This is a genomic window from uncultured Acetatifactor sp., from assembly GCF_948601915.1.
GTDB lineage: Bacteria > Bacillota > Clostridia > Lachnospirales > Lachnospiraceae > Acetatifactor.
The window spans coordinates 12,629-31,704 of sequence record NZ_CAPDXS010000050.1 but is presented as its reverse complement, the minus strand read 5'-3'; the positions used below and the strand labels follow the sequence as shown (position 1 = coordinate 31,704).

General features: G+C 57.6%; 15 protein-coding genes. 3 read left to right on the top strand and 12 right to left on the bottom strand.

Annotated elements, in window-relative coordinates; translation table 11 throughout:
• Positions 1-171: 171 nt before the first annotated feature.
• Genes Q2B33_RS10545 through Q2B33_RS10530 form a run of 4 tightly spaced genes read right to left on the bottom strand, consistent with a single transcriptional unit; the run spans position 172 to position 1,833 of the window.
• Positions 172-303: a hypothetical protein gene (locus tag Q2B33_RS10545; RefSeq protein ID WP_300571156.1), complete on the bottom strand. Its 132-nt coding sequence runs from the start codon at positions 301-303 to the stop codon at positions 172-174.
• A 19-nt stretch (positions 304-322) separates the two neighbouring features.
• Positions 323-733 (bottom strand): hypothetical protein, encoded by a 411-nt coding sequence (locus tag Q2B33_RS10540; protein ID WP_300571159.1) that lies wholly within the window; start codon positions 731-733, stop codon positions 323-325.
• Positions 678-932: a hypothetical protein gene (locus tag Q2B33_RS10535; protein ID WP_300571162.1), complete on the bottom strand. Its 255-nt coding sequence runs from the start codon at positions 930-932 to the stop codon at positions 678-680. The genes Q2B33_RS10540 and Q2B33_RS10535 overlap by 56 nt, the downstream gene beginning before the upstream one ends.
• A 55-nt stretch (positions 933-987) precedes the next feature.
• Positions 988-1,833: an AAA family ATPase gene (locus tag Q2B33_RS10530; RefSeq protein WP_369124253.1), complete on the bottom strand. Its 846-nt coding sequence runs from the start codon at positions 1,831-1,833 to the stop codon at positions 988-990.
• A gap of 175 nt (positions 1,834-2,008) precedes the next feature.
• Here Q2B33_RS10530 and metF point away from each other — a divergent pair, with 175 nt between their 5' ends.
• Entirely contained in the window at positions 2,009-2,866 is an 858-nt protein-coding gene (gene metF / locus Q2B33_RS10525) for a methylenetetrahydrofolate reductase [NAD(P)H] (RefSeq protein WP_300571165.1), read from the top strand.
• 111 nt (positions 2,867-2,977) lie between these two features.
• Positions 2,978-6,148, top strand: coding sequence for a response regulator (locus tag Q2B33_RS10520; RefSeq protein ID WP_300571168.1), 3,171 nt, complete (start codon positions 2,978-2,980; stop codon positions 6,146-6,148).
• On the opposite strand, the gene Q2B33_RS10515 is transcribed toward Q2B33_RS10520, so the two are convergent.
• From Q2B33_RS10515 to Q2B33_RS10485, 7 genes are all read right to left on the bottom strand, one after another.
• Positions 6,145-7,551, bottom strand: coding sequence for an MATE family efflux transporter (locus Q2B33_RS10515; RefSeq protein ID WP_300571171.1), 1,407 nt, complete (start codon positions 7,549-7,551; stop codon positions 6,145-6,147). The two genes, Q2B33_RS10520 and Q2B33_RS10515, sit on opposite strands and share 4 nt — an antisense overlap.
• Positions 7,552-7,640: 89 nt before the next feature.
• Positions 7,641-8,978, bottom strand: coding sequence for a carboxylesterase/lipase family protein (locus tag Q2B33_RS10510; RefSeq protein WP_300571174.1), 1,338 nt, complete (start codon positions 8,976-8,978; stop codon positions 7,641-7,643).
• 345 nt (positions 8,979-9,323) lie between these two features.
• Entirely contained in the window at positions 9,324-10,148 is an 825-nt protein-coding gene (locus Q2B33_RS10505) for a ZIP family metal transporter (protein WP_300787553.1), read from the bottom strand.
• A 260-nt stretch (positions 10,149-10,408) separates the two neighbouring features.
• On the bottom strand, positions 10,409-11,431 hold the full coding sequence (locus Q2B33_RS10500; protein ID WP_300571179.1) for an NAD(P)H-dependent glycerol-3-phosphate dehydrogenase: 1,023 nt from the start codon (positions 11,429-11,431) through the stop codon (positions 10,409-10,411).
• A 60-nt stretch (positions 11,432-11,491) separates the two neighbouring features.
• Positions 11,492-12,169: a glycerol-3-phosphate acyltransferase gene (locus Q2B33_RS10495; protein WP_300571183.1), complete on the bottom strand. Its 678-nt coding sequence runs from the start codon at positions 12,167-12,169 to the stop codon at positions 11,492-11,494.
• A gap of 40 nt (positions 12,170-12,209) precedes the next feature.
• Positions 12,210-13,553, bottom strand: a complete 1,344-nt coding sequence (der, locus tag Q2B33_RS10490) for a ribosome biogenesis GTPase Der (RefSeq protein WP_296472648.1) — start codon at positions 13,551-13,553, stop codon at positions 12,210-12,212.
• A gap of 47 nt (positions 13,554-13,600) precedes the next feature.
• A complete protein-coding gene (locus Q2B33_RS10485; protein ID WP_300571188.1) occupies positions 13,601-14,962 on the bottom strand; it encodes a DUF512 domain-containing protein in 1,362 nt (453 codons plus the stop codon).
• Positions 14,963-15,126: 164 nt separating this feature from the next.
• Here Q2B33_RS10485 and Q2B33_RS10480 point away from each other — a divergent pair, with 164 nt between their 5' ends.
• Positions 15,127-16,320 (top strand): ribose-phosphate pyrophosphokinase, encoded by a 1,194-nt coding sequence (locus tag Q2B33_RS10480; protein ID WP_300571191.1) that lies wholly within the window; start codon positions 15,127-15,129, stop codon positions 16,318-16,320.
• Positions 16,321-16,331: 11 nt separating this feature from the next.
• Here the strand turns inward: Q2B33_RS10480 and Q2B33_RS10475 are convergent, their stop codons facing one another.
• A complete protein-coding gene (locus tag Q2B33_RS10475) occupies positions 16,332-19,070 on the bottom strand; it encodes a sensor histidine kinase KdpD (RefSeq protein WP_300571194.1) in 2,739 nt (912 codons plus the stop codon).
• Positions 19,071-19,076 lie beyond the last annotated feature (6 nt).

Here is a 19,076-nt window from a genome sequence, read left to right as displayed (position 1 = left end):
TGACATATATTAACATAGATTCCAAAAATATACAAATTATTTCACGACAGTTCCTTATTCCTGCAGCAGACCTCTGTCCTTCCCGCTCTTTTCCCTTTTTCCATAAAACCGATTTTCACCAAATCTGTCGGGAGCTATTTCCCTAATTTGACCTCCGCCGCCAGAGCTGTGCTATCGGCGCTCCTTTTTCCCGGCCTCTTCCGGCCTTTGCTTCTCAGCGTCCCGATTTTTCCGTTTCTCTCCTATCTTCCGCGCCATCTTATGGCACCACTCCAGGAACATCTGATTCGCTATCTGCCCCATCGCCACATCCTTCCTGCCGTCATCGGCTCTTGATTGCCCGCGTCATGAAATGCAGTTCCGTGATATCCTCCATCTGGCATTCCACATAGCCGTTGATCACAAACCCGCACGCAATCAGGCCGCCCAAGTACTCTTCCATGGAATGCCCATACTCGATCCAGTCAGAATCGTCATGCTCCCTGGAGCAAAAAGGCATTCTGTGCACGGCCTTATAGTATCCGCCATCCTCATCCTCCACATAGTCGCACACATAATTGATCGGACTGGGAGCCATCATGAGAAAGGCGCCGCCTTCCGCCAGGACGCGGTAGCATTCCCCAAACACCACGCTGAGCCTGGGAATGTACATTAAGGACGGCGGATTCAGGATATAGTCAAAACTGCAGTCCCCCGGCGCCAGCCAGGCAGAGGACTCTTTTTCCTTTGACATCCTTCAGCCACTCTTCCGGGACATCCCTGTCGAAGAACCGTAATCCCAGCTTCCCTTCCCTCGCCGCCTGCAGCTGTTCTTTGGAAGCGCACGCGCTCCAATCCACGCTGTTCGCCACAAGGTCATCTATATTTTTTTCTACCTGCTCGAAGACAGCCTGTTCAGAACCGAAAATAGCCTGTCCCAAAATTTTTCCCATACTCCCTGTCACCAGCCTGTCCACTTGAAGGATTTCACAGCCCTCGGCAGCCCCCTTACAGATTCGGCTCCTGCCGCACCAGCTGCAGATCCTCGTCCTTTTTCACCACCACGCCCACGAAAGGCAGAGCCTTGCGGATGGTGTCCGCCGGAATCCCCCCGATCTGCAGGGCATTGATCCAGTCGATCAGCTCGGAAGTGCTGGGCTTCTTGCGGATGTCCCGGATGGCGCGGATATTGTAGAACACCTCCATGGCATTCTTCAGCAGATTCTCCTCCACGTCCGGATAATGCACCCGCACGATTTCCTCCATCAGCTCCCTGTCCGGGAAATCGATGTAATGGAAGATGCAGCGGCGCAGGAACGCGTCCGGCAGCTCCTTCTCCGCGTTGGAGGTGATGATCACGATGGGGCGCTGCTTCGCTTTCACTGTCCGCTTGGTCTCATTGATGTAGAACTCCATCTGATCCAGCTCCCACAGCAGATCGTTGGGGAACTCCAGATCCGCCTTGTCAATCTCGTCGATCAGGAGCACCACCTGCTCCTCGCTGTCAAAAGCCTCCCCCAGCTTGCCCAGCTTGATGTAATGGGCGATGTCATCCACGCCCTCCTCGCCGAACTGCCCGTCATAGAGACGCTGGATGGTGTCATACACGTACAGCCCCTCCTGGGCCTTGGTGGTGGACTTGATGTTCCATATGATCAGCCGCTTCCCAAGAGCCTTCGCCACGGCCTCCGCCAGCATGGTCTTGCCCGTGCCCGGCTCCCCCTTGATCAAAAGAGGCTTCTTCAACGCAATCGCGATATTCACGCTGGCCATGAGCTCCTCGCTGGCCACATATTCCCCGGTTCCCTGAAATCCCTGTCTCTCCATAGCGCTACATGTCCCTTCCGCTGCCATCCACAGTCCGAATCCGCCCCCGGCCGAACCGCATCCACGCAATTTCCGCCAAAGCCTGTCCGCCCTGTAAATCGCAACCACCTTTCCCTTGAATTTCATTCTCTTTCATGTTACGATATTCTTAATGCAAAATCAAGCAGAAATCATGAAACAAAGGAAAATAAGGTGATATAAAATGTTACAGAACATGTTCGAGCACAAGCCCACCCTTTCTTTCGAGGTCTTCCCCCCTAAGAAGGACGGGGATTTTGAATCCGCTTTTCAGGTGATGGACGCGCTGGGGAAGCTGTCCCCGGATTTCATCAGCGTCACCTATGGGGCCGGCGGGAGCCGCGCCGGCAAGACCGTGGAAATCGCTTCCTATATCCAGAATACCCTGGGGATAGACGCGGTGGCCCATATGACCTGCGTAGGCAGCAGAAAGGAGGACCTGCTCCGGATCGCGGGGGAGCTTAAGCGCCACAACATAAGCCACTGCCTGGCCCTGCGGGGCGACCGTCCCAAGGATATGAGCGACGAGCAGTTCGCCTCCCGGGACTTCGCCCATGCCAACGACATGATGGATTTCCTGCGGGAACACACGGATCTGCACATGGCAGGGGCCTGCTATCCGGAGAAGCATTTCGAGAGCTTCAGCATGGAGTCCGACCTGAACCATCTCAAGAGGAAGCAGGAGGCGGGGGCGGAGTTCTTCATCAGCCAATTGTTCTTCGACAATGACTACTACTATTCCTTCCTGGAGAAGGCGGCGAGGAAAGGCATCACCGTCCCTTTCTGCGCGGGCATCATGCCCATCACCTCCGCCGGACAACTGGGCACCACCGTCACCCTCTCTGGCTCCAGCATCCCAAAAGCCCTGGCCAATCTGATAGCCGCCTACGGGGACAATAAGGAGGACATGCGCAAGGCCGGCATCGACTATGCCATCCGCCAGATCCGCGACCTCCAGGAGAACGGCGTGAACGACATCCATATCTACGCCATGAACAAGCCCAAGACGACGGCGGAAATCGTTGCGGCGATTTATAGATGACGGCACAGCGCACAAAATCCGGTTGCCACGCCGGATAAACAATGATATAATAGAAGAAGCGCCCCTGAAACAGGCAGCGGAAAAAGGAACGAACACAAGGAGGAAACGAATATGTACCATTGTCATATTCATTTCTATTTAGCCGGATTACAGGACAGCCTTTTTGACATCGTAAAAAAGACGGCCCCTTTTGACCATTTCACACATACATTCATGGAAAGCGACAGCCCGCAGGAAGAACTTGCTGCCAAAGCCGATGTAATCATCGCAGACATACAGGCCATGGATACGGAGGAAGCCCTTCGGACGCTCCTTTCCGGCAAGCGCCAGGACGCTGAGCTGATTCTGCTGGCGGACAGCAGCCAGATTGCAGCGCTGGCCCCTGATTTTCCCCATATCAGCGATATCTGGAAGCTTCCCATGTCAGAGGAGGAATTCACCTTCCGCTTCCTGAGATGGCAGCTTGGCAACAAGGCGGACAAGGATTCATGGGAGACACGCCATTTCCTGGAAGCCACCATTAATCATGTCCCCAATCTGATCTGGTACAAGAACCGGGAGGGAATCCACGAAAAAGTCAATGACTGTTTCTGTCAGACCGTAAACAAGACAAAGCAGCAGGTAGAAGGTCGTGACCATTTTTACATATGGGACGTGGATCCCAACGATCCTGCCAACAATGCCAACGACTGCATGGAATCCGACAACGAGGTGATGAACAAGGAGATTACCTGCGTCTCGGAGGAACTGGTGAAGACCGGCGAAGGGATGAAGCTGCTCACCACCTATAAATCTCCCCTGTACGATCTGGACGGCAGCGTCATGGGCACAGTGGGCGTGGCAATCGACGTGACCCAGGAACGGGCCTATGAAAAGGAAGTCGTCAAGAAGAACCAGACCCTGGAGACCATTTTCACCACCCTGGAATGCGGCGTCATGTGCCACACCCTGGACGGTTCGCGCATCATCAGCGTCAACAAGTCGGCCCTGGACATCCTGGGCTTTGAATCCCAGGAGGAGATGGAGGCCGGCGGCTTCAACATGGTGGCCTCCTCTGTGGTGGATTCGGACAAAGAATATCTCCGGGATGCCATCCAGTCGCTGAAGAAGGAGGGCGACAGCGTCGGCGTGGAATACCGCGTCCGGCACAAGACCGGCAAGATTCTGTATATCATGGGCAATATCAAGCTCATAAGGGAAAACGGCAGCCTGGCCTATCAGCGATTCCTGCTGGACTGCACGGCCCAGAAGCAGCGTGAGAACCAGGAGCGCCTGGAGAATGAGAGAAGGCAGATGGAGCTGGTTCGTGCCCTGACAGTCGACTACAACCTCGTCTGCTTCTTTGACCTTGACACGGATACCGGAAAGCTGCTCCAGATCAAGGACAAGGATGCCTCTCTCTTCGGCTCTGTGTTCAGCGGCAGCTTATCCTTCTCCGAAAGCATGGAGCTTTATATCCGGGAATTCGTCCATGAAGAGGATCAGGATATGCTTCGGGAATTCCTTTCTCCCGATAGCATGAAGGAAGGCCTGGTGCAGAGGCAATTGTTCTATACGAATTACCGTTCTGTCCAGAGCGGCGAAGTGAAATATTATCAGTTGAAGGTTGTGCGGGCAGGCGAGTGGAACACAAGCCACGGCATGGTCCTGGGCCTGCGCAGCGTGGACGAGGAGACCCGCAAGGAAATGGAGCAGAAGGAGCAGCTTGAGGACGCCCTCCTGCAGGCGAACCGGGCCAGCAAGGCCAAGAGCATCTTCCTCTCCAATATGTCCCACGATATCCGCACCCCCATGAACGCCATCGTGGGCTTCACCGCCCTGGCCATGACCCATATCAACAACAGGGATCAGGTGGAGGAATACCTGAAGAAGATCATGACCTCCGGCAACCATCTGCTGAGCCTGATCAACGATGTCCTGGACATGAGCCGCATCGAGAGCGGCAAGATGCACCTGGATGAGCAGGAATGCAGCCTGCCCGACATCCTCCACGGGCTACGCAATATCGTTCAGGCGGATATCCGGGCAAAGCAGCTGGAATTCTATATCGATGCGGTGGACGTAATCCACGAGGAAATCTACTGCGACAAGCTGCGGCTGAACCAGGTGCTGCTGAACCTTCTGGGCAATTCCATCAAATATACCGGCCCCGGCGGCCTGGTCACCATGCGGATCCGTGAGACTCCCATGGCGCCTGCCGGATACGCGAACTTCGATTTCACCATCAAGGATACCGGCATCGGCATGAGCGAGGAATTCGTGAGGCGCATCTTCGAGCCCTTCGAGCGGGAGCGCAACTCCACCATCAGCAAGATACAGGGAACCGGACTGGGGATGGCGATCACGAAGAACATCGTGGATATGATGAACGGCTCCATCCGGGTGAAGAGCGAGCAGGGCGTGGGCACGGAATTCGTGGTATCCCTCACCTTCCGCCTCCAGAATGCCAAAAAGGAAGTGCAGGACATTCCGGAGCTGAAGAACTGCAGGGCGCTGGTGGTGGACGACGACTTCAACACCTGCGACAGCGTATCCTATATGCTCCAGCAAATCGGCATGCGCGCCGAGTGGACTATGTCCGGAAAGGAAGCCGTGCTGCGCACTCATCAGGCCTCCATGCGGGGCGACGGATACTCCGTCTATATCATAGATCTGCTGCTTCCGGATTTGAACGGCATCGAGATCACCCGCAGGATTCGGAAGGAAATGGGGGAGGACGTGCCCATCATCGTCCTGACGGCATACGACTGGTCGGACATCGAGGATGAAGCCCTGGAAGCCGGCGTCACGGCTTTCTGCAGCAAGCCGCTGTTCATGTCCGAGCTGCGAAGCTGCCTGCACTCCGCCATCCACACAGAGGAGAAGCAGGCCGCCGATGCCGACAGGGGCTCCTTCCGCCATCACAGGGGGCGCATCCTGCTGGCCGAGGACAATGAGCTGAATCAGGAAATCGCCACCGCCATCCTGGGCGAGGCAGGATTCACCATCGATGTGGCGGAGAACGGCCAGCTTGCGGTGGATATGCTGCAGAAATCGGAACCGGGCTTCTACCAGCTGGTATTGATGGACGTGCAGATGCCCGTGATGAACGGCTATGAGGCCGCCACCCGCATCCGCCAGATGGAGGACAAGGCGCTCTCCTCCATCCCCATCCTGGCCATGACCGCCAACGCTTTCGAGGAGGATAAAAAAGAGGCCCTGAAATGCGGCATGAACGGCCACATTGCAAAGCCTATCGATGTGAACACCCTGCTGGAGACACTGGACAGGATGCTGGACTAATCTTCCATGGAATGCGCTTCTTCCATGGAGCGCTCCTCTTCCATCGGTAGCCTGCGCACCATATAGAAGTAGCTTGGAATCAGGATGACATCGGCGCCGATCCAGGCCAGGATCTCCGCATACAGAATACCGTTTTCTCCGAATGACAGGGGCAGCAGCAATGCTGCCCCTGTGCGCATGACGAATTCGGCCACCCCGGAGACCATGGGCAGCACCGTGTTCCCCAGCCCCTGGATGCAGCTCCTGGTCACATGGAGGATATACAGCACAGGCAGGAATACCGCCATGATGGACAGATAGCGATAGGCAATGTCCAGCGCCTCCATGCCCTGTCCCGCGTCCGCAGGCAGGAACCAGGCCAGGATCCATCTCCCGAAGCCCAGCATGGCAGCCATGATGCCCACGGAGGTGATGATGGCGATTCCCGTCCCCACCCTCATGCCTCTCCGGATCCTGCGTATCTTACCCGCACCCAGGTTCTGTCCGGCATAGGTGGTCATGGCATAGCCGTAGGAGGTGGCGGCCACCTCCAGGATTCCGTACAGCTTGTTGGTGGCGGTGAGTCCGGCGATGAACGTGACGCCGAAGCCGTTGACGATGGTCTGTACAATCATCCCGCCCACGGAGATCACCGTGTTCTGGAATGCCATGGGCAGTCCGAAGGTCATGAGCCTGCCGCAGAGGGATCCCTCCAGCTTCCAGTCCTCCCTTCCCAGCCGCAGCACCTCAATCCTGCGGATATGCCGGATACAGTAAGCAGCCGAAAAGCACTGCGCGATCAATGTGGCGACTGCCGCCCCCTGCACGCCCCAGCCGAAGCCCATGACGAACAGGATGTCCAGCACGATATTGGTCAGAGAGGCGATCACCATGGCGATCAGGGGCTTCCTGCCATTGCCCAGGGCCCGCAGGATAGCCGCCGCCAGGTTGTACACCATGACCACCGGCAGCCCCGCGAACAGGATACGCAGATACGCCATGGAAATCGGACGGATTTCCTGGGGCGTCCGGAGCAGAGACACCACCGCTCCCACTGCCGCTTCGCTGATCAGCGTCAGCGACACCGCGCACACAGCGGCCAGGACGATGGCATTGGTGATGACCTGCCGCAGCTTCCCGTACTCGCCCGCGCCGAATTTCTGGGCCATCAGGATGGAGAAGCCCTGGGCAAAGCCCTGGATGATCCCCAGGGTCAGCCAGTTCAGCCAGTCCACCGCCCCCAGCGCGGCCAGCGCATCCACCCCCAGCACCTTGCCCACCACGGCGGTGTCCACCATGGTATACATCTGCTGGAAGATGTTCCCCGCCATCAGTGGAAGGGAGAACAGGAGCAGCAGTTTCCAGGGCGCCCCTTCCGTCAATGTATTTACATCTTTCTTCTTCCGCAATTCTGTCTGTCCCATGGTCCTCCAAACTCCTCTCTCCTGTCCTATGTCCAGATATCCCGGGCAGACGGGCCGGAGCTCTCCTTCCATGTCCGGTCAGTCAGAAATCATATATCGAGAATCTGTACATAGGGATCTTCTTTGGTGCAGGGCCTCCAGGCCCTCTCTTTCCCGCCCTCCGGATCGCCGCATTTCATGAACTCCGTCCATGCGTCCAGCATCCTTCCGCTCAGCGCGTAGTCCCCCTCTTCCTTGGGCCGCCAGCTTCGCTCCAGGGTGCCGAACATGTACCACAGCTCCGAGGAATGGAAGGCCCCTGCGTCGTCCCCCAGCGGGCTCCGCGTGAAATAATATACATAGCCCGGTCTCCTGCCCAGCTCCTCCAGCTTGTGGCTCAGTCCCACGCATCCGTAATACAGTCTGCCCCGCTCCCCGGTCTCCCGCATCTGCGGCGTAGTCCCCAGGTCCTGTGCCGTGGAGCCCATCATATAGGGAATGTCCTTCATCTCCCCCCGCTCCAGCAGGGTGTCGAAATCCCCGTCCAGTATGGCGTGGTCGATGGTAGGGCCGAAGCAGAGCCCCATCCCCTGTCTGCGCTCCAGAAATGCCTTCTGCATCTCCAGCAGCTCCCCGGCGGGAATGGCCCGCAGCTCCTCCAGATCCGCCGCGCCGGTAAGCTCCACGAACTCCTCCCCTGCCTTCTTCGCCTCTTCCATAGTGTGTGTGCCCATCATGCTCTTATAGCCGGAGGCGCTCTGGAAGATGGCCTTTGCGATCCAGTCCTCTGTCAGGGGCGTGCTCACCAGCGCCTGGACGCTCATGCAGCCCGCCGACTGCCCGAATACCGTGATGTTCCCCGGGTCTCCTCCGAAGGCCGCGATGTTCTCGCGCACCCAGCGCAGGGCCGCAATCTGGTCCAACAGGGCATAGTTTCCGCTGATTCTGCGCCCGCCCTGTCCTGCCTGCTCCTCCTCCAGCCAGGGGTGTGCCAGGAAGCCGAACACGCCCAGCCGGTAATTGATCGACACCAATACGACGCCCCGGCGGCAGTAAGCCTCCCCGTCAAACTCCACCTCATGGCTGTAGCCCTGCAGGAATGCGCCCCCGTGGATCCAGAAGGCCACGGGCAGCTTCTCCCCCGCCTCCCCGGCCGGCGTCCAGATATTCAGGTACAGGCAGTCCTCGCTCCTTGCGGGCATATAATCCGGATACTGATAGAACTCCTTTCCGTAGAAGGATGCCGGATCCAGAGGCACCTGCATGGCCACGCTCCCGAAATGCTCCGCCTCATAGATTCCTTCCCAGCTGTCCGGTTCCTGGGGCGCTGCGAACCTCCCCTCGCCCAGCGGCGGCTTTGCGTAGGGAATGCCCTTGAAGACCGTGTATCCCTCCATGGAGTGCCCCCGCACCAGACCGTATTTCGTCTTTGCCTCAAAAAGTGCCATGTCTCTGCCTCCTCCTTGCCATGTATTTTCCGCGGTCTCTCTGCGTAGGCCGAAAGACCCGCCCCGTCCCTGACTGCGTCCTCAAGGAACATTGTGACATATCCGCGACCGATAAGTCAATCCTTTTTGTACATTTTTTTTACTATACTGCATAACGCTGAATACTGCCTAATGCAATCAAGCGATTGAACCAGTCAGCGTTATGCAGTCTGGTTTCACGGCAAGTGAAATCGTTAAGCAGTATAAATCAAATACCACGCTGCAAGCAACTTTGACCCTCGCGGCATTCGCCAACTGGCCGTGCAAGCACGGCCGCTTGGCTCATTGCCCGGGGGAATAAAGCCCTCATCCCAGCATCACGTCCAGCAGCATCATCACAGCAAAACCCAGGATGATGCCCATGGTGGCGGAATAGGGAGCCTTTTCCTGATTCCTCTGGCATTCCGGTATCAGCTCATGGACCGCCACCAGCACCATGGCCCCGGCGGCAAAGGAAAGGGCAAAGGGCAGGATAGTCTCCATATAGACTACCAGCAGCGCGCCGATCACCCCTGCCACAGGCTCCACCATGCCGGAAGCCTGGCCCAGCAGGAATCCTTTCCGCCTGGAATATCCCTCCCGCCGCAGGGGGATGGACACCGCCGCGCCCTCCGGGAAGTTCTGCAGCCCTATCCCCACCGCCACCGTCACCGCTCCCATCAGCTCTTCCATGGAAGCGCCGCCCCGCAATGTCCCGAAGGCCACGCCCACGGCCAGGCCCTCGGGTATGTTGTGGAGCGTGATGGACAGCACCAGCATGACGATCCGGTGCAGTCTGTCCCCCGGCTCCCCCTGGGCGCTGTCCGCCCGGCCTCTGGCCCGGGACACAATCCTGTCGGAGCCCCACATGAACCCGGCCCCGCACAGGAATCCTCCCGTGGCCACCAGGAAAGCCGGCATCCCGTCCATGGCCTCCGCCCGCTCGATGGCAGGCTGCAGCAGCGACCAGAAGCTGGCCGCCACCATGACCCCCGCGGAAAAGCCCAGCATCAGATTCAGCGTCTTCCCCTCCGGCGTCCGGAAAAAAACAACGGTCGCCGCGCCCAGAGCCGTCACAGACCAGGTCCCCAGCGTTGCAACCAATGCCATTAAAATCACATGATCCATCTCGCACCCCCTCGTATACAGCATATGGCGCTGCGAGAGGAATGTGCCTGTTCCCATTCAGCCGCTTCAGCGGCAAAACACGGTGCAAACCCGGAAGAATGCCTGCACTTCAGGCATTCTTCCAGGTGCAATTTATACTGCACACCGGTTAAATTTGCAGTGCAACCCGACTGCAGACCGCCAGCCAAGTACTTTCCCGGAGACACCACTGTAAATCCTGGCGGTCTGCAGTATAGATTTTCTAAGCCCGCGTACTTTGCGGGCTTAGAAAATCTTTGCACACTTCACACGGGCCAGAGGACATCGGATACCTCTATCTTCTTGTCCCGGAGCATCAGCTCCCGCACTGCCTGATCCGCGCTCTTTCCCTGGAAAAGAATCTGGTTCACCTGCTCGATGATGGGCAGCTGCACCTGGTACTTCGCCGCCAGCGCCATGGCGGCCTTGGCGGAGTATACGCCCTCCACCACCATCTTCACCTCCGCCATGGCCTCGTCGCAGGTCTTCCCCTGTCCGATCAGGATGCCAGCCCGGCGGTTCCTGGAATGCATGCTGGCGCAGGTGACAATCAGGTCGCCTATGCCCGTCAGGCCGCAGAAGGTCTCGAACTTGCCGCCCATTGCCGTACCCAGCCTGGCAATCTCCGTGATGCCCCGGGTGATCAGCGCCGCCTTCGTATTGTCCCCGTACCCCAGTCCGTCTGCGATTCCGGCCGCCAGCGCCACCACGTTCTTCAGCGCCCCGCCCAGCTCCATCCCCAGGATATCCGGGCTCACATAGACCCGGAACACCTCATTCATGAACAGGTTCTGGATATACTCGGCGGTATCCCTGGACTTTGCCCCCACGACTATGGTAGTAGGCATGCCGCGGCCTACCTCCTCCGCGTGGGAGGGGCCGGACATCACGGCCACGTCCGCCTGCGGAATCTCCTCCTCGATGATCTCGGAGAGGGTCATCAGGGTGCTCTCCTCGATGCCCTTGGCCACGTTCAGAATCTTCTGGCCCTCAGCCACATAGGGCTTCAGCCTGCGGGAGGTGGCTCTGGTATAGGAGCTTGCCACCGCCATGACCAGCAGGTCTCTGCCCTCCACGGCTTCATAATCGTCCGCCGTGAACGCCATGTCCTCTGGCAGCTTCACGCCGGGCAGCATCCTGTGTTCATGGTTCTCCCGCAGCATCCGGATTTCCGCCTCCAGCGCCGACCATACAGTGACCTCATGTCCGTTCTTATGCAGCAGCACTGCCAGGGCGATGCCCCAGCTTCCGCCGCCGATGATGCTTATTTTGGAACGCTTCTCTCCCATGCCATAATCCCCCTTTTTTCAGTTTCGGCCTGTGTCCCGCAGCTTCCGCGTCTGTTCCGCTCATTCCTTCCTGCCGTCTTCCGCCACGTCCACCTTGTTCTTCTTGAGCAGATATGTCCTTCTCTCGTTGCCGTGCAGCAGGCGGACGATGTTCTCCCGGTGCTTCCAGTACGCCAATGCCGCCAGCAGGAACGAGAGGACATACATCTCGATCAAATGGGCCTGGGACATTTCGCCGAACACCCCGCTCTGCCCGCAGACCACCATCTCTATCACGAAGCCCAGATACACCAAAAGCGACCCCAGCGACACCAGATGGGTGGTAAAGAAAATGCCGAAGAACACCGCCACCCCCATAATTATGAAATAGGGATGGAAGGACAGGATCAGCCCCGCCGTGGCCGCAATTCCCTTTCCTCCCTTGAAGCCCATGTAGAAGGGGTAATTATGTCCCAGGATCACCCCCGCCGCCGTATAGAGGCAGAGCAGGTATATCATGTCCGGATAGCCCTTCCCTAACAGGAGCCTTACGACCAGCACCGCAAGGATACATTTCAGACAGTCCCCGGCCAGCACGATCAGCCCCGCCTTGGTCCCCAGCACCCGCAGTGTATTGGTGGTTCCCGCATTTCCGCTTCCGTGCTGCCTGATGTCGATTCCGTGGGCTTTGCCATAAAAGTAAGCCGTCTGGAACAGACCGAACCCATACCCCATCAGCAAACAGATTATCCTTTCCATAAGCCCTATTGCTCCTTTTCCCTATGAATGCTTTTCTTCATTATGAATGCTTTTCTTCATTTCGTTCTCTGATGATGAACCGCAGCGGAGTGCCCCGGAACCCGAAGGTGTCCCGAATCTGGTTCTCGATATATCTGGTGTAGGAGAAGTGCATCAGCTCCTTCTTGTTCACGAAGATGACGAAGGTGGGCGGCTTCACGGCCACCTGGGTGATATAGTAGAGCTTCAGCCGCTTGCCCTTGTCCGAGGGAGGCTGCTGCATGGCCACCGCCTCGGCCATGATCTCGTTCAGTACGCCCGTGGCCACCCGCATGGCATGGTTCTCGCTGACCATGTCGATGACATCGAAGAGCTTGTGCAGCCGCTGTCCCGTCAGCGCCGATATGAAGATGATCTCCGCATAGGGCATGTAGGACAGGACGTTTCTCACTTTTTCCGTGACACGATAGATGGTCTTGTCGTCCTTCTCCACCGCGTCCCATTTGTTCACCGCGATGATCACCGCCTTGCCCCTGTCATGGGCGATGCCCGCGATCTTCGCGTCCTGCTCGCTGACGCCCTCCACCGCGTCGATCAGCAGCACCACGATATCCGACCGCTCAATCGCGCTCACGGCCCGCACGATCATGTACCGCTCCAGTTCCTCCTTTATCTTGTTCTTCCGGCGGAGCCCCGCGGTGTCGATGAAGACATATTCCTTTCCGTTATGGACGATCTCCGTGTCCACGGCATCCCTGGTGGTTCCCGCGATGTCCGACACAATCAGGCGCTCCTCCCCCAGGAGCTTATTGATCAGGGAGGACTTCCCTACGTTGGGCTTGCCTACGATGGCCACTCTCGTGCGCTCGTCCTCTTCCTCCCCAGCGCCCTCCGTGTCGAAATGGGAGACCACCTCCTCCAGCATGTCCCCCAGGCCCAGCTTGTTCACCGCGGAGACGGGATGGGGCTCGCCGATGCCCAGGTTGTAGAACTCGAAGACATCAGCTGAATACTTGTTCACGCTGTCCACCTTGTTCACCACCAGCACTACCGGCTTATGGGAGCGCCGCAGCATGTCCGCCACCTTGTCGTCCGCGTCCACCAGGCCCTGCTTCACGTCCACCAGGAAGATGATCACGTCCGCGGTATCAATGGCGATCTGGGCCTGAGCCCGCATCTGGGACAGGATGATGTCCTTGCTGTCCGGTTCTATGCCGCCTGTGTCTATCAATGTGAACGTCCTGTCCAGCCAGGTCACATCCGTGTAGATCCTGTCCCGGGTGATGCCCGGGGTGTCCTGCACGATGGATATCCGCTCTCCGGCCAGCGCATTGAACAGGGTGGATTTCCCTACATTGGGCCTGCCCACCACTGCCACGATCGGTTTCCTGTTTCTCTTTGCCATAATTCACCTCTCCACATGGAAGCCCTAAGAATGCTCCGCTTCCATATTCATGCTTCGGATTCCGCACACGCCTGCGTTCCCGCCGCGAGTATGGACTCCACAAAGTCTTTTCCGCTTGATTTTACAATATTAATCGGCACTTGTAAAGCCCTTTCCAGTTCCGGGAGCCTACAATCGTCCAAAAACACGTCCTCGCCGCTGCGCAGCACGTTCTCCGGCAGCAGCAGGCACTGCCCCAGAGCCTTGCCCCGAAGCTGCGCCAGGAGATCCTGGCCCGTGAGCAGCCCGGACACCGTAATCAGCTCCCCGAAGAAAAAATTCGTGATGGGATAGACCAGAATCCTCAGCCCCGGGCAGCTCTCCTCCAGCCGCCGGGCCATCCTCCGGATGTAGGGAAACGCCAGCTTCCCTGTGGCAATGGACAGCTCCCGCCTTGGCCGGAAGTCCGGAAAACCGTCCTTTTTCTTACGTCTGGCCATCTCTTCCTCGAATTCGTCCATCATGAGCCGCAGCATCCCCACGCCGTTCTCCAGCTGGAGATACCCGTCATACCGTTCCGCCTCCGGCAGCTCCCTTCCCGCCAGGATGTACCACTCGTCGCTGGCATGGACGAAATGTATGCCAAATTCCGCGAAGCATTCCCTCTGGAACCCCTCTATCATGTCAATCACCGCAGCCGCCTCTTCCCCGTCAAAAGGCTCCAGGGGGTACAGGCCTTCACGGTATTTCGTCAATCCCACAGGCACCACGGACACGCTCTCCAGATTGGGGATGTACTTCATCAGCTCCCTGATGCTGTACTCCAGCTCCTTCCCGTCATTGAGTCCCTTGCAGAGCACGATCTGCCCGTTCATATGGATGTCGGCCTCCATGAGCCTGTCCACCTTCTTCAGGGCCTCCCCGGCGAAGCGGTTGTTCAGCATCCTGCAGCGGAGCTCCGGGTTCATGGCGTGGAAAGAGATATTGATGGGCGAGAGCCGGTATCTGCAGATTCTGTCGATATCGTGGTCCGACATGTTGGTCAGGGTCACATAATTCCCCTGCAGGAAGGAGAGCCTGGAATCGTCGTCCTTGAAATACAGGGTGTCCCGCATGCCGGGGGGCATCTGGTCGATGAAGCAGAATACGCACTTATTGTGGCAGTGCCGGTACTCGTCCATCAGGCCGCTCTCGAACTCCAGCCCCAGATCCTCGTCATAGTCCTTGTCCACCTCCAGGAGCCACTGCTCCCCGTCAGGCTTCTCCAGGAGCAGCTCGATATAGGTGTCTTGTATCATGAACTGGTAGTCGAAAACATCCTCCACTTCCATGCCGTCGATGGCGACCAGCCTGTCGCCGGCTGCGATCTCCAGTTCCTCCCCAATGCTTCCGGGCATCACCCGCTTTACGATATGGGCCTTGTTCTCCATGTGCCTTATCTCTCCTCTCCCGGAACGGCCGCTTTCTCTTTTTTTGCGAAAAAAGACGGCCGCTGCTCCTTTTACCCTTTATATTACAAGAAATCCCTTGACGTGTCACTAGCGTAAGATATAAAATATAGGTACAACATGTTTTTTACATCATTGGAGGACATATGCCTAATTTACATGAGATTGAGAACGCCATGCCCGTAGCTCCTTTAAAAATCATCGCCCTCTCCTCCGCACGGAAAATGGGAGAACGAGTCAACGATTATCTGGTGGAATTCCGCAAAAACATCCATAACGACAAGGTAAAGACTGACCCGGCCTTTCAGGGCTACAGCGAAGACAACTATCTGGCAGAGGTGGAGACGCCCCGCTTTGGAAGCGGCGAGGGCAAGGCCTCCATCCAGGAATCCATCCGCGGCAAGGATCTCTTTTTGCTGGTGGATGTGTGCAACCACAGCATCACCTACAATATACATGGATTTACCAACCATATGTCCCCGGACGACCATTACCAGGATCTGAAACGGGTCATTTCCGCTTGCAATGGCAAGGCCCACCGGATCAATGTCATCATGCCTTTCCTCTATGAGGGCAGGCAGCACAAGAGGTACGGCCGGGAATCCCTGGACTGCGCGTTCGTTCTGCGGGAGCTGCGGGACATGGGCATCGCGAATTTCATCACCTTTGACGCCCATGATCCCAGAGTACAGAACGCGATTCCCTTAAACGGCTTCGACAATTTCACCACCCCTTACCAGTTCATCAAGGCGCTGCTGAATTCCGAGGACGACTTGATTGTGGACAAAGACCACCTGGCGGTAATCAGCCCCGATGAGGGGGCGCTGGATCGTGCCATCTATTTCGCCACGGTTTTAGGCGTGGACACCGCCATGTTCTATAAGCGCCGGGACTATTCCACCATCGTGAACGGCCGCAATCCCATCGTGGCCCATGAGTTCCTGGGGGATAATATAGACAGCAAGGACGTCATCATCATAGACGACATCATCTCCTCCGGCCAGAGCATGCTGGACACCGCCAGACAGCTGAAGCGGATGAATGCCAGGCGGGTCTTCATCTGCTGTACCTTCGGGCTGTTCACAGACGGCCTGGAGTCCTTCGATGAGGCCTATGAGAAGGGGTACTTCGACAAGGTGGTCGCCACGGACCTCACCTACCTGCCCTCTGCGCTTTACAGCAGGCCCTATTTCATCGAGGCGGACATGAGCAAGTTCGTGGCCTCCCTGATCGACTTCATGAACCACGATGCCTCCCTGGCCAACGCGCTCACGCCCACCGACAGAATCCAAAGCATCCTGGAGTCCTACAACAACCGACAGGATTTCGATATGAATTAGGAACCAGCCCCTCAGCGCGCTCCGGTGTCGTCTGCGGGGCTTTCGCTGTACTCCGGAAAGGCCAGCAGGACCTTGAACAGATCCCCGTCCATCAGAATCTCGAAGCTGCCCCCGTGGACCTGTACCAGGCTCTTTGCGATAGAGAGCCCCAGGCCGCTGCCCTCCGTGCTGCGGGAGGAATCCCCTCGGATGAACCGCTCCGTCAGCTCCTCCGGCCGGACGCTCATCTGCTGTCTGGAGATATTCTTGATGGATACCTCTATCCTTCCCTCCTGCTTCGTCGTCTGGATGTAGACCCGGGTGCCCTCCATGGCGTACTTGCAGATATTGTTGAACAGATTCTCCACCACCCGCCACATCCTGCGGCTGTCCGCGTAGATGTAGGCCGGCACATCGCCGTCCTCGAACACCACCTGCAGGCTGCTCTCCTCCAGCCTCTCGGAAAACTCCCCGATTCCCTGGTTCAAAAGCTCCGTCAGGTTCAGCTTCTCCTTCTCCAGCTCGATGCTGCCGGAGGAGATCCGGGAGGCCTCCACCAGGTCGTCGGTAAGCTGCTTCAGGCGCTGGGCCTTGCTGTCCAGGATGTCGATATATCCCCTGGCAGGTTCCTCCTGGATATGCAGACGTTTCAGCAGGTCCACATAGCTGATGATGGATGTCAGCGGTGTCTTCAAATCATGGGACACATTGGTGATCAGCTCCGTCTTCAGGCGCTCGTCCTCCATGCTGGTCTTCACCGCCCTGCGGATGCCCTCCCCAATATTGTTCACCGCAATCGCCAGCTCCCTGCTGGAGCCGTGGAGGCTGTCCGCGTCCACCTTGAACTCCACCTCTCCGTCCCGTATCCTGCCTATGCCCTCCTCGATCTCCGCCTGTTCTGCGTTGCGCCGGGAGAGGAGCACGCCCACGATTCCGTCCACAGCCACCATGGCCAGCAGGAGCAGGAAGGCGTATATCCTCCTGTTCCACAGCTTATATACCGCTGCCATCCCTGCCAGGTTGGAAAAAAGGAACAGGTTATAGGGCAGCAGCGTGCTGATCATGGAGCTCTTGTGGCGGAGGATGAACCTGACGGTATTCTCGATTCCGCTGTACAGAAAGTGCAGGAAGCTCCCCTTCCACAGTCCGCCCACCCGCATCCGCCGCACCATGCTGTACCAAATCATGTCAAAGCCCATGCTGGCATATATGCCGAAGGCCGCGAACAGGCCATAGCGGTACAGCCTCGTCAGCTCCACGCCGAACAGCTTCGTTGGCATGACCTGGGCCGTCTCGGCAATGTCCACCAGGATTCCGTATCCCAGCCAGCCGCCGTAGACAAGCCCCGCCGCCAGAAGCAGGAGCAGCTCCGTCCAGAGCTTGTCAAAGCGGTTCAGATAGCAGATCCGCTCCCCGTTCCCTCCGGGGACCATGCCGGCCACACAGGTCAGATAGATGCCGATGCCCAGCCAGAACAGCGCCAGAACCCCAATCAGGATGATAAAGCGTCCCACATTCGGCACGATTTTCTGATACACCGCGTTGGCTGTGTGGAAGGAGTCCCCCTGGATGGTGTACTTGGAATCCACCCCAAGCCAGATATGGGTGGTGTCCGGGTAGGCATAGCTGTACACGCTGATGTAGTCGTCTATCTCCTCCTCGCTGAATATCGTATTCCCCATGAACACCAGGCTGTCCGGATAGTAGATCAGATAGCGCCTGTACTCATTAAAGGACTCCGTGACCTCATTGTCCGGCAGCTCGGCCAGGTCGGGCACATTGGTATAGGTGCACATGCCGTCGTCCGTCATCATGCGCACCATGTATTTCACATTGCTGTTGGCCCCTCTGTAGGCCTCATTGCAGAGCTGATAGCGCTGGTAATTGATGGTAAGGCTCTCCACCGCCGCCACCACGTTCTCCTGGAGCTTCATATATTCGATCCAGTTCCGGGCATAGGCCGTGAGCTGCTTCTTGCCCCCCACGCTTGTGTAGCGGCAGTTCAGCATGGGGATGAACACGGTCAGGCTGCCGTCGTCCTCTCTGGATATGTCTATGCCGTCGGGATTCTGGGACATGATATGGGCGAACACCATGTCCTCCAACTGCTCCTGGGTGCTCTCCTCCAGGGCCTGCGACAGCGCTGTGATCTCCTCTGCGCTCTTCCCGTAGCGCTCCGCCTGGACCACCGCCCCTTCCTCCAGGTCCGCGCCGTCCGCTGCCACGCCCTCCTCCGTCTCATCCTCCTGGGCATCGCCCACATGGTAGAAGCCGTCGAAGCTGAGCTGGCCGAACTGGTCCAGCTTGAAATTCTCGGGATAGATGCAGTTGCCGAAATAGTTCACGAACTCCGACATGCTCATGAAGCGATTCGTATACTCCACGCCGGACTTCCCCCATTTGACGATGTCGTCCAGCGTATAGACCACCGTGAGAGGGCCGCCGGAATCCTTCCCGATCTCCTTTGCATATGCCGTCACGTCGATTTTCTTGGAAGGATCCAGGATGCCGTCCGTCTCCAGCTGCCCCTTCAGGGCCACAAGCTGGGTGATGTCGGATACCGCGTTCCGGAACAGGTCATGGTAGATTTCGGATTCCTCGAATTCCAGTCCCGTATCGATGGGAAAAATCCGGTACACCTTGGGCCCGTCGATGGAGTCCACCGCAATATAGGAGTTCAGAAGCAGATACGCCAGAGCCGTCATGATGCCGGCCGCCAGCAGATGCTGGAGCAGCTCCAGGCAGAATCTCTTTAATGTGGTCCTTTTCATCGAATG

What these genes read in the sequence shown, in the direction of transcription:
- Q2B33_RS10545 (WP_300571156.1), bottom strand. Translation starts at nt 303, where the DNA reads ATGGGGCAGATAGCGAATCAGATGTTCCTGGAGTGGTGCCATAAGATG.
- Q2B33_RS10540 (WP_300571159.1), bottom strand. Translation starts at nt 733, where the DNA reads ATGTCAAAGGAAAAAGAGTCCTCTGCCTGGCTGGCGCCGGGGGACTGC.
- Q2B33_RS10485 (WP_300571188.1), bottom strand. Translation starts at nt 14,962, where the DNA reads ATGGAGAACAAGGCCCATATCGTAAAGCGGGTGATGCCCGGAAGCATT.
- Q2B33_RS10520 (WP_300571168.1), top strand. Translation starts at nt 2,978, where the DNA reads ATGTACCATTGTCATATTCATTTCTATTTAGCCGGATTACAGGACAGC.
- Q2B33_RS10475 (WP_300571194.1), bottom strand. Translation starts at nt 19,070, where the DNA reads ATGAAAAGGACCACATTAAAGAGATTCTGCCTGGAGCTGCTCCAGCAT.
- Q2B33_RS10480 (WP_300571191.1), top strand. Translation starts at nt 15,127, where the DNA reads ATGCCTAATTTACATGAGATTGAGAACGCCATGCCCGTAGCTCCTTTA.
- Q2B33_RS10535 (WP_300571162.1), bottom strand. Translation starts at nt 932, where the DNA reads ATGGGAAAAATTTTGGGACAGGCTATTTTCGGTTCTGAACAGGCTGTC.
- Q2B33_RS10500 (WP_300571179.1), bottom strand. Translation starts at nt 11,431, where the DNA reads ATGGGAGAGAAGCGTTCCAAAATAAGCATCATCGGCGGCGGAAGCTGG.
- metF (WP_300571165.1), top strand. Translation starts at nt 2,009, where the DNA reads ATGTTACAGAACATGTTCGAGCACAAGCCCACCCTTTCTTTCGAGGTC.
- Q2B33_RS10510 (WP_300571174.1), bottom strand. Translation starts at nt 8,978, where the DNA reads ATGGCACTTTTTGAGGCAAAGACGAAATACGGTCTGGTGCGGGGGCAC.
- Q2B33_RS10495 (WP_300571183.1), bottom strand. Translation starts at nt 12,169, where the DNA reads ATGGAAAGGATAATCTGTTTGCTGATGGGGTATGGGTTCGGTCTGTTC.
- Q2B33_RS10530 (WP_369124253.1), bottom strand. Translation starts at nt 1,833, where the DNA reads ATGGCAGCGGAAGGGACATGTAGCGCTATGGAGAGACAGGGATTTCAG.
- der (WP_296472648.1), bottom strand. Translation starts at nt 13,553, where the DNA reads ATGGCAAAGAGAAACAGGAAACCGATCGTGGCAGTGGTGGGCAGGCCC.
- Q2B33_RS10515 (WP_300571171.1), bottom strand. Translation starts at nt 7,551, where the DNA reads ATGGGACAGACAGAATTGCGGAAGAAGAAAGATGTAAATACATTGACG.
- Q2B33_RS10505 (WP_300787553.1), bottom strand. Translation starts at nt 10,148, where the DNA reads ATGCTGTATACGAGGGGGTGCGAGATGGATCATGTGATTTTAATGGCA.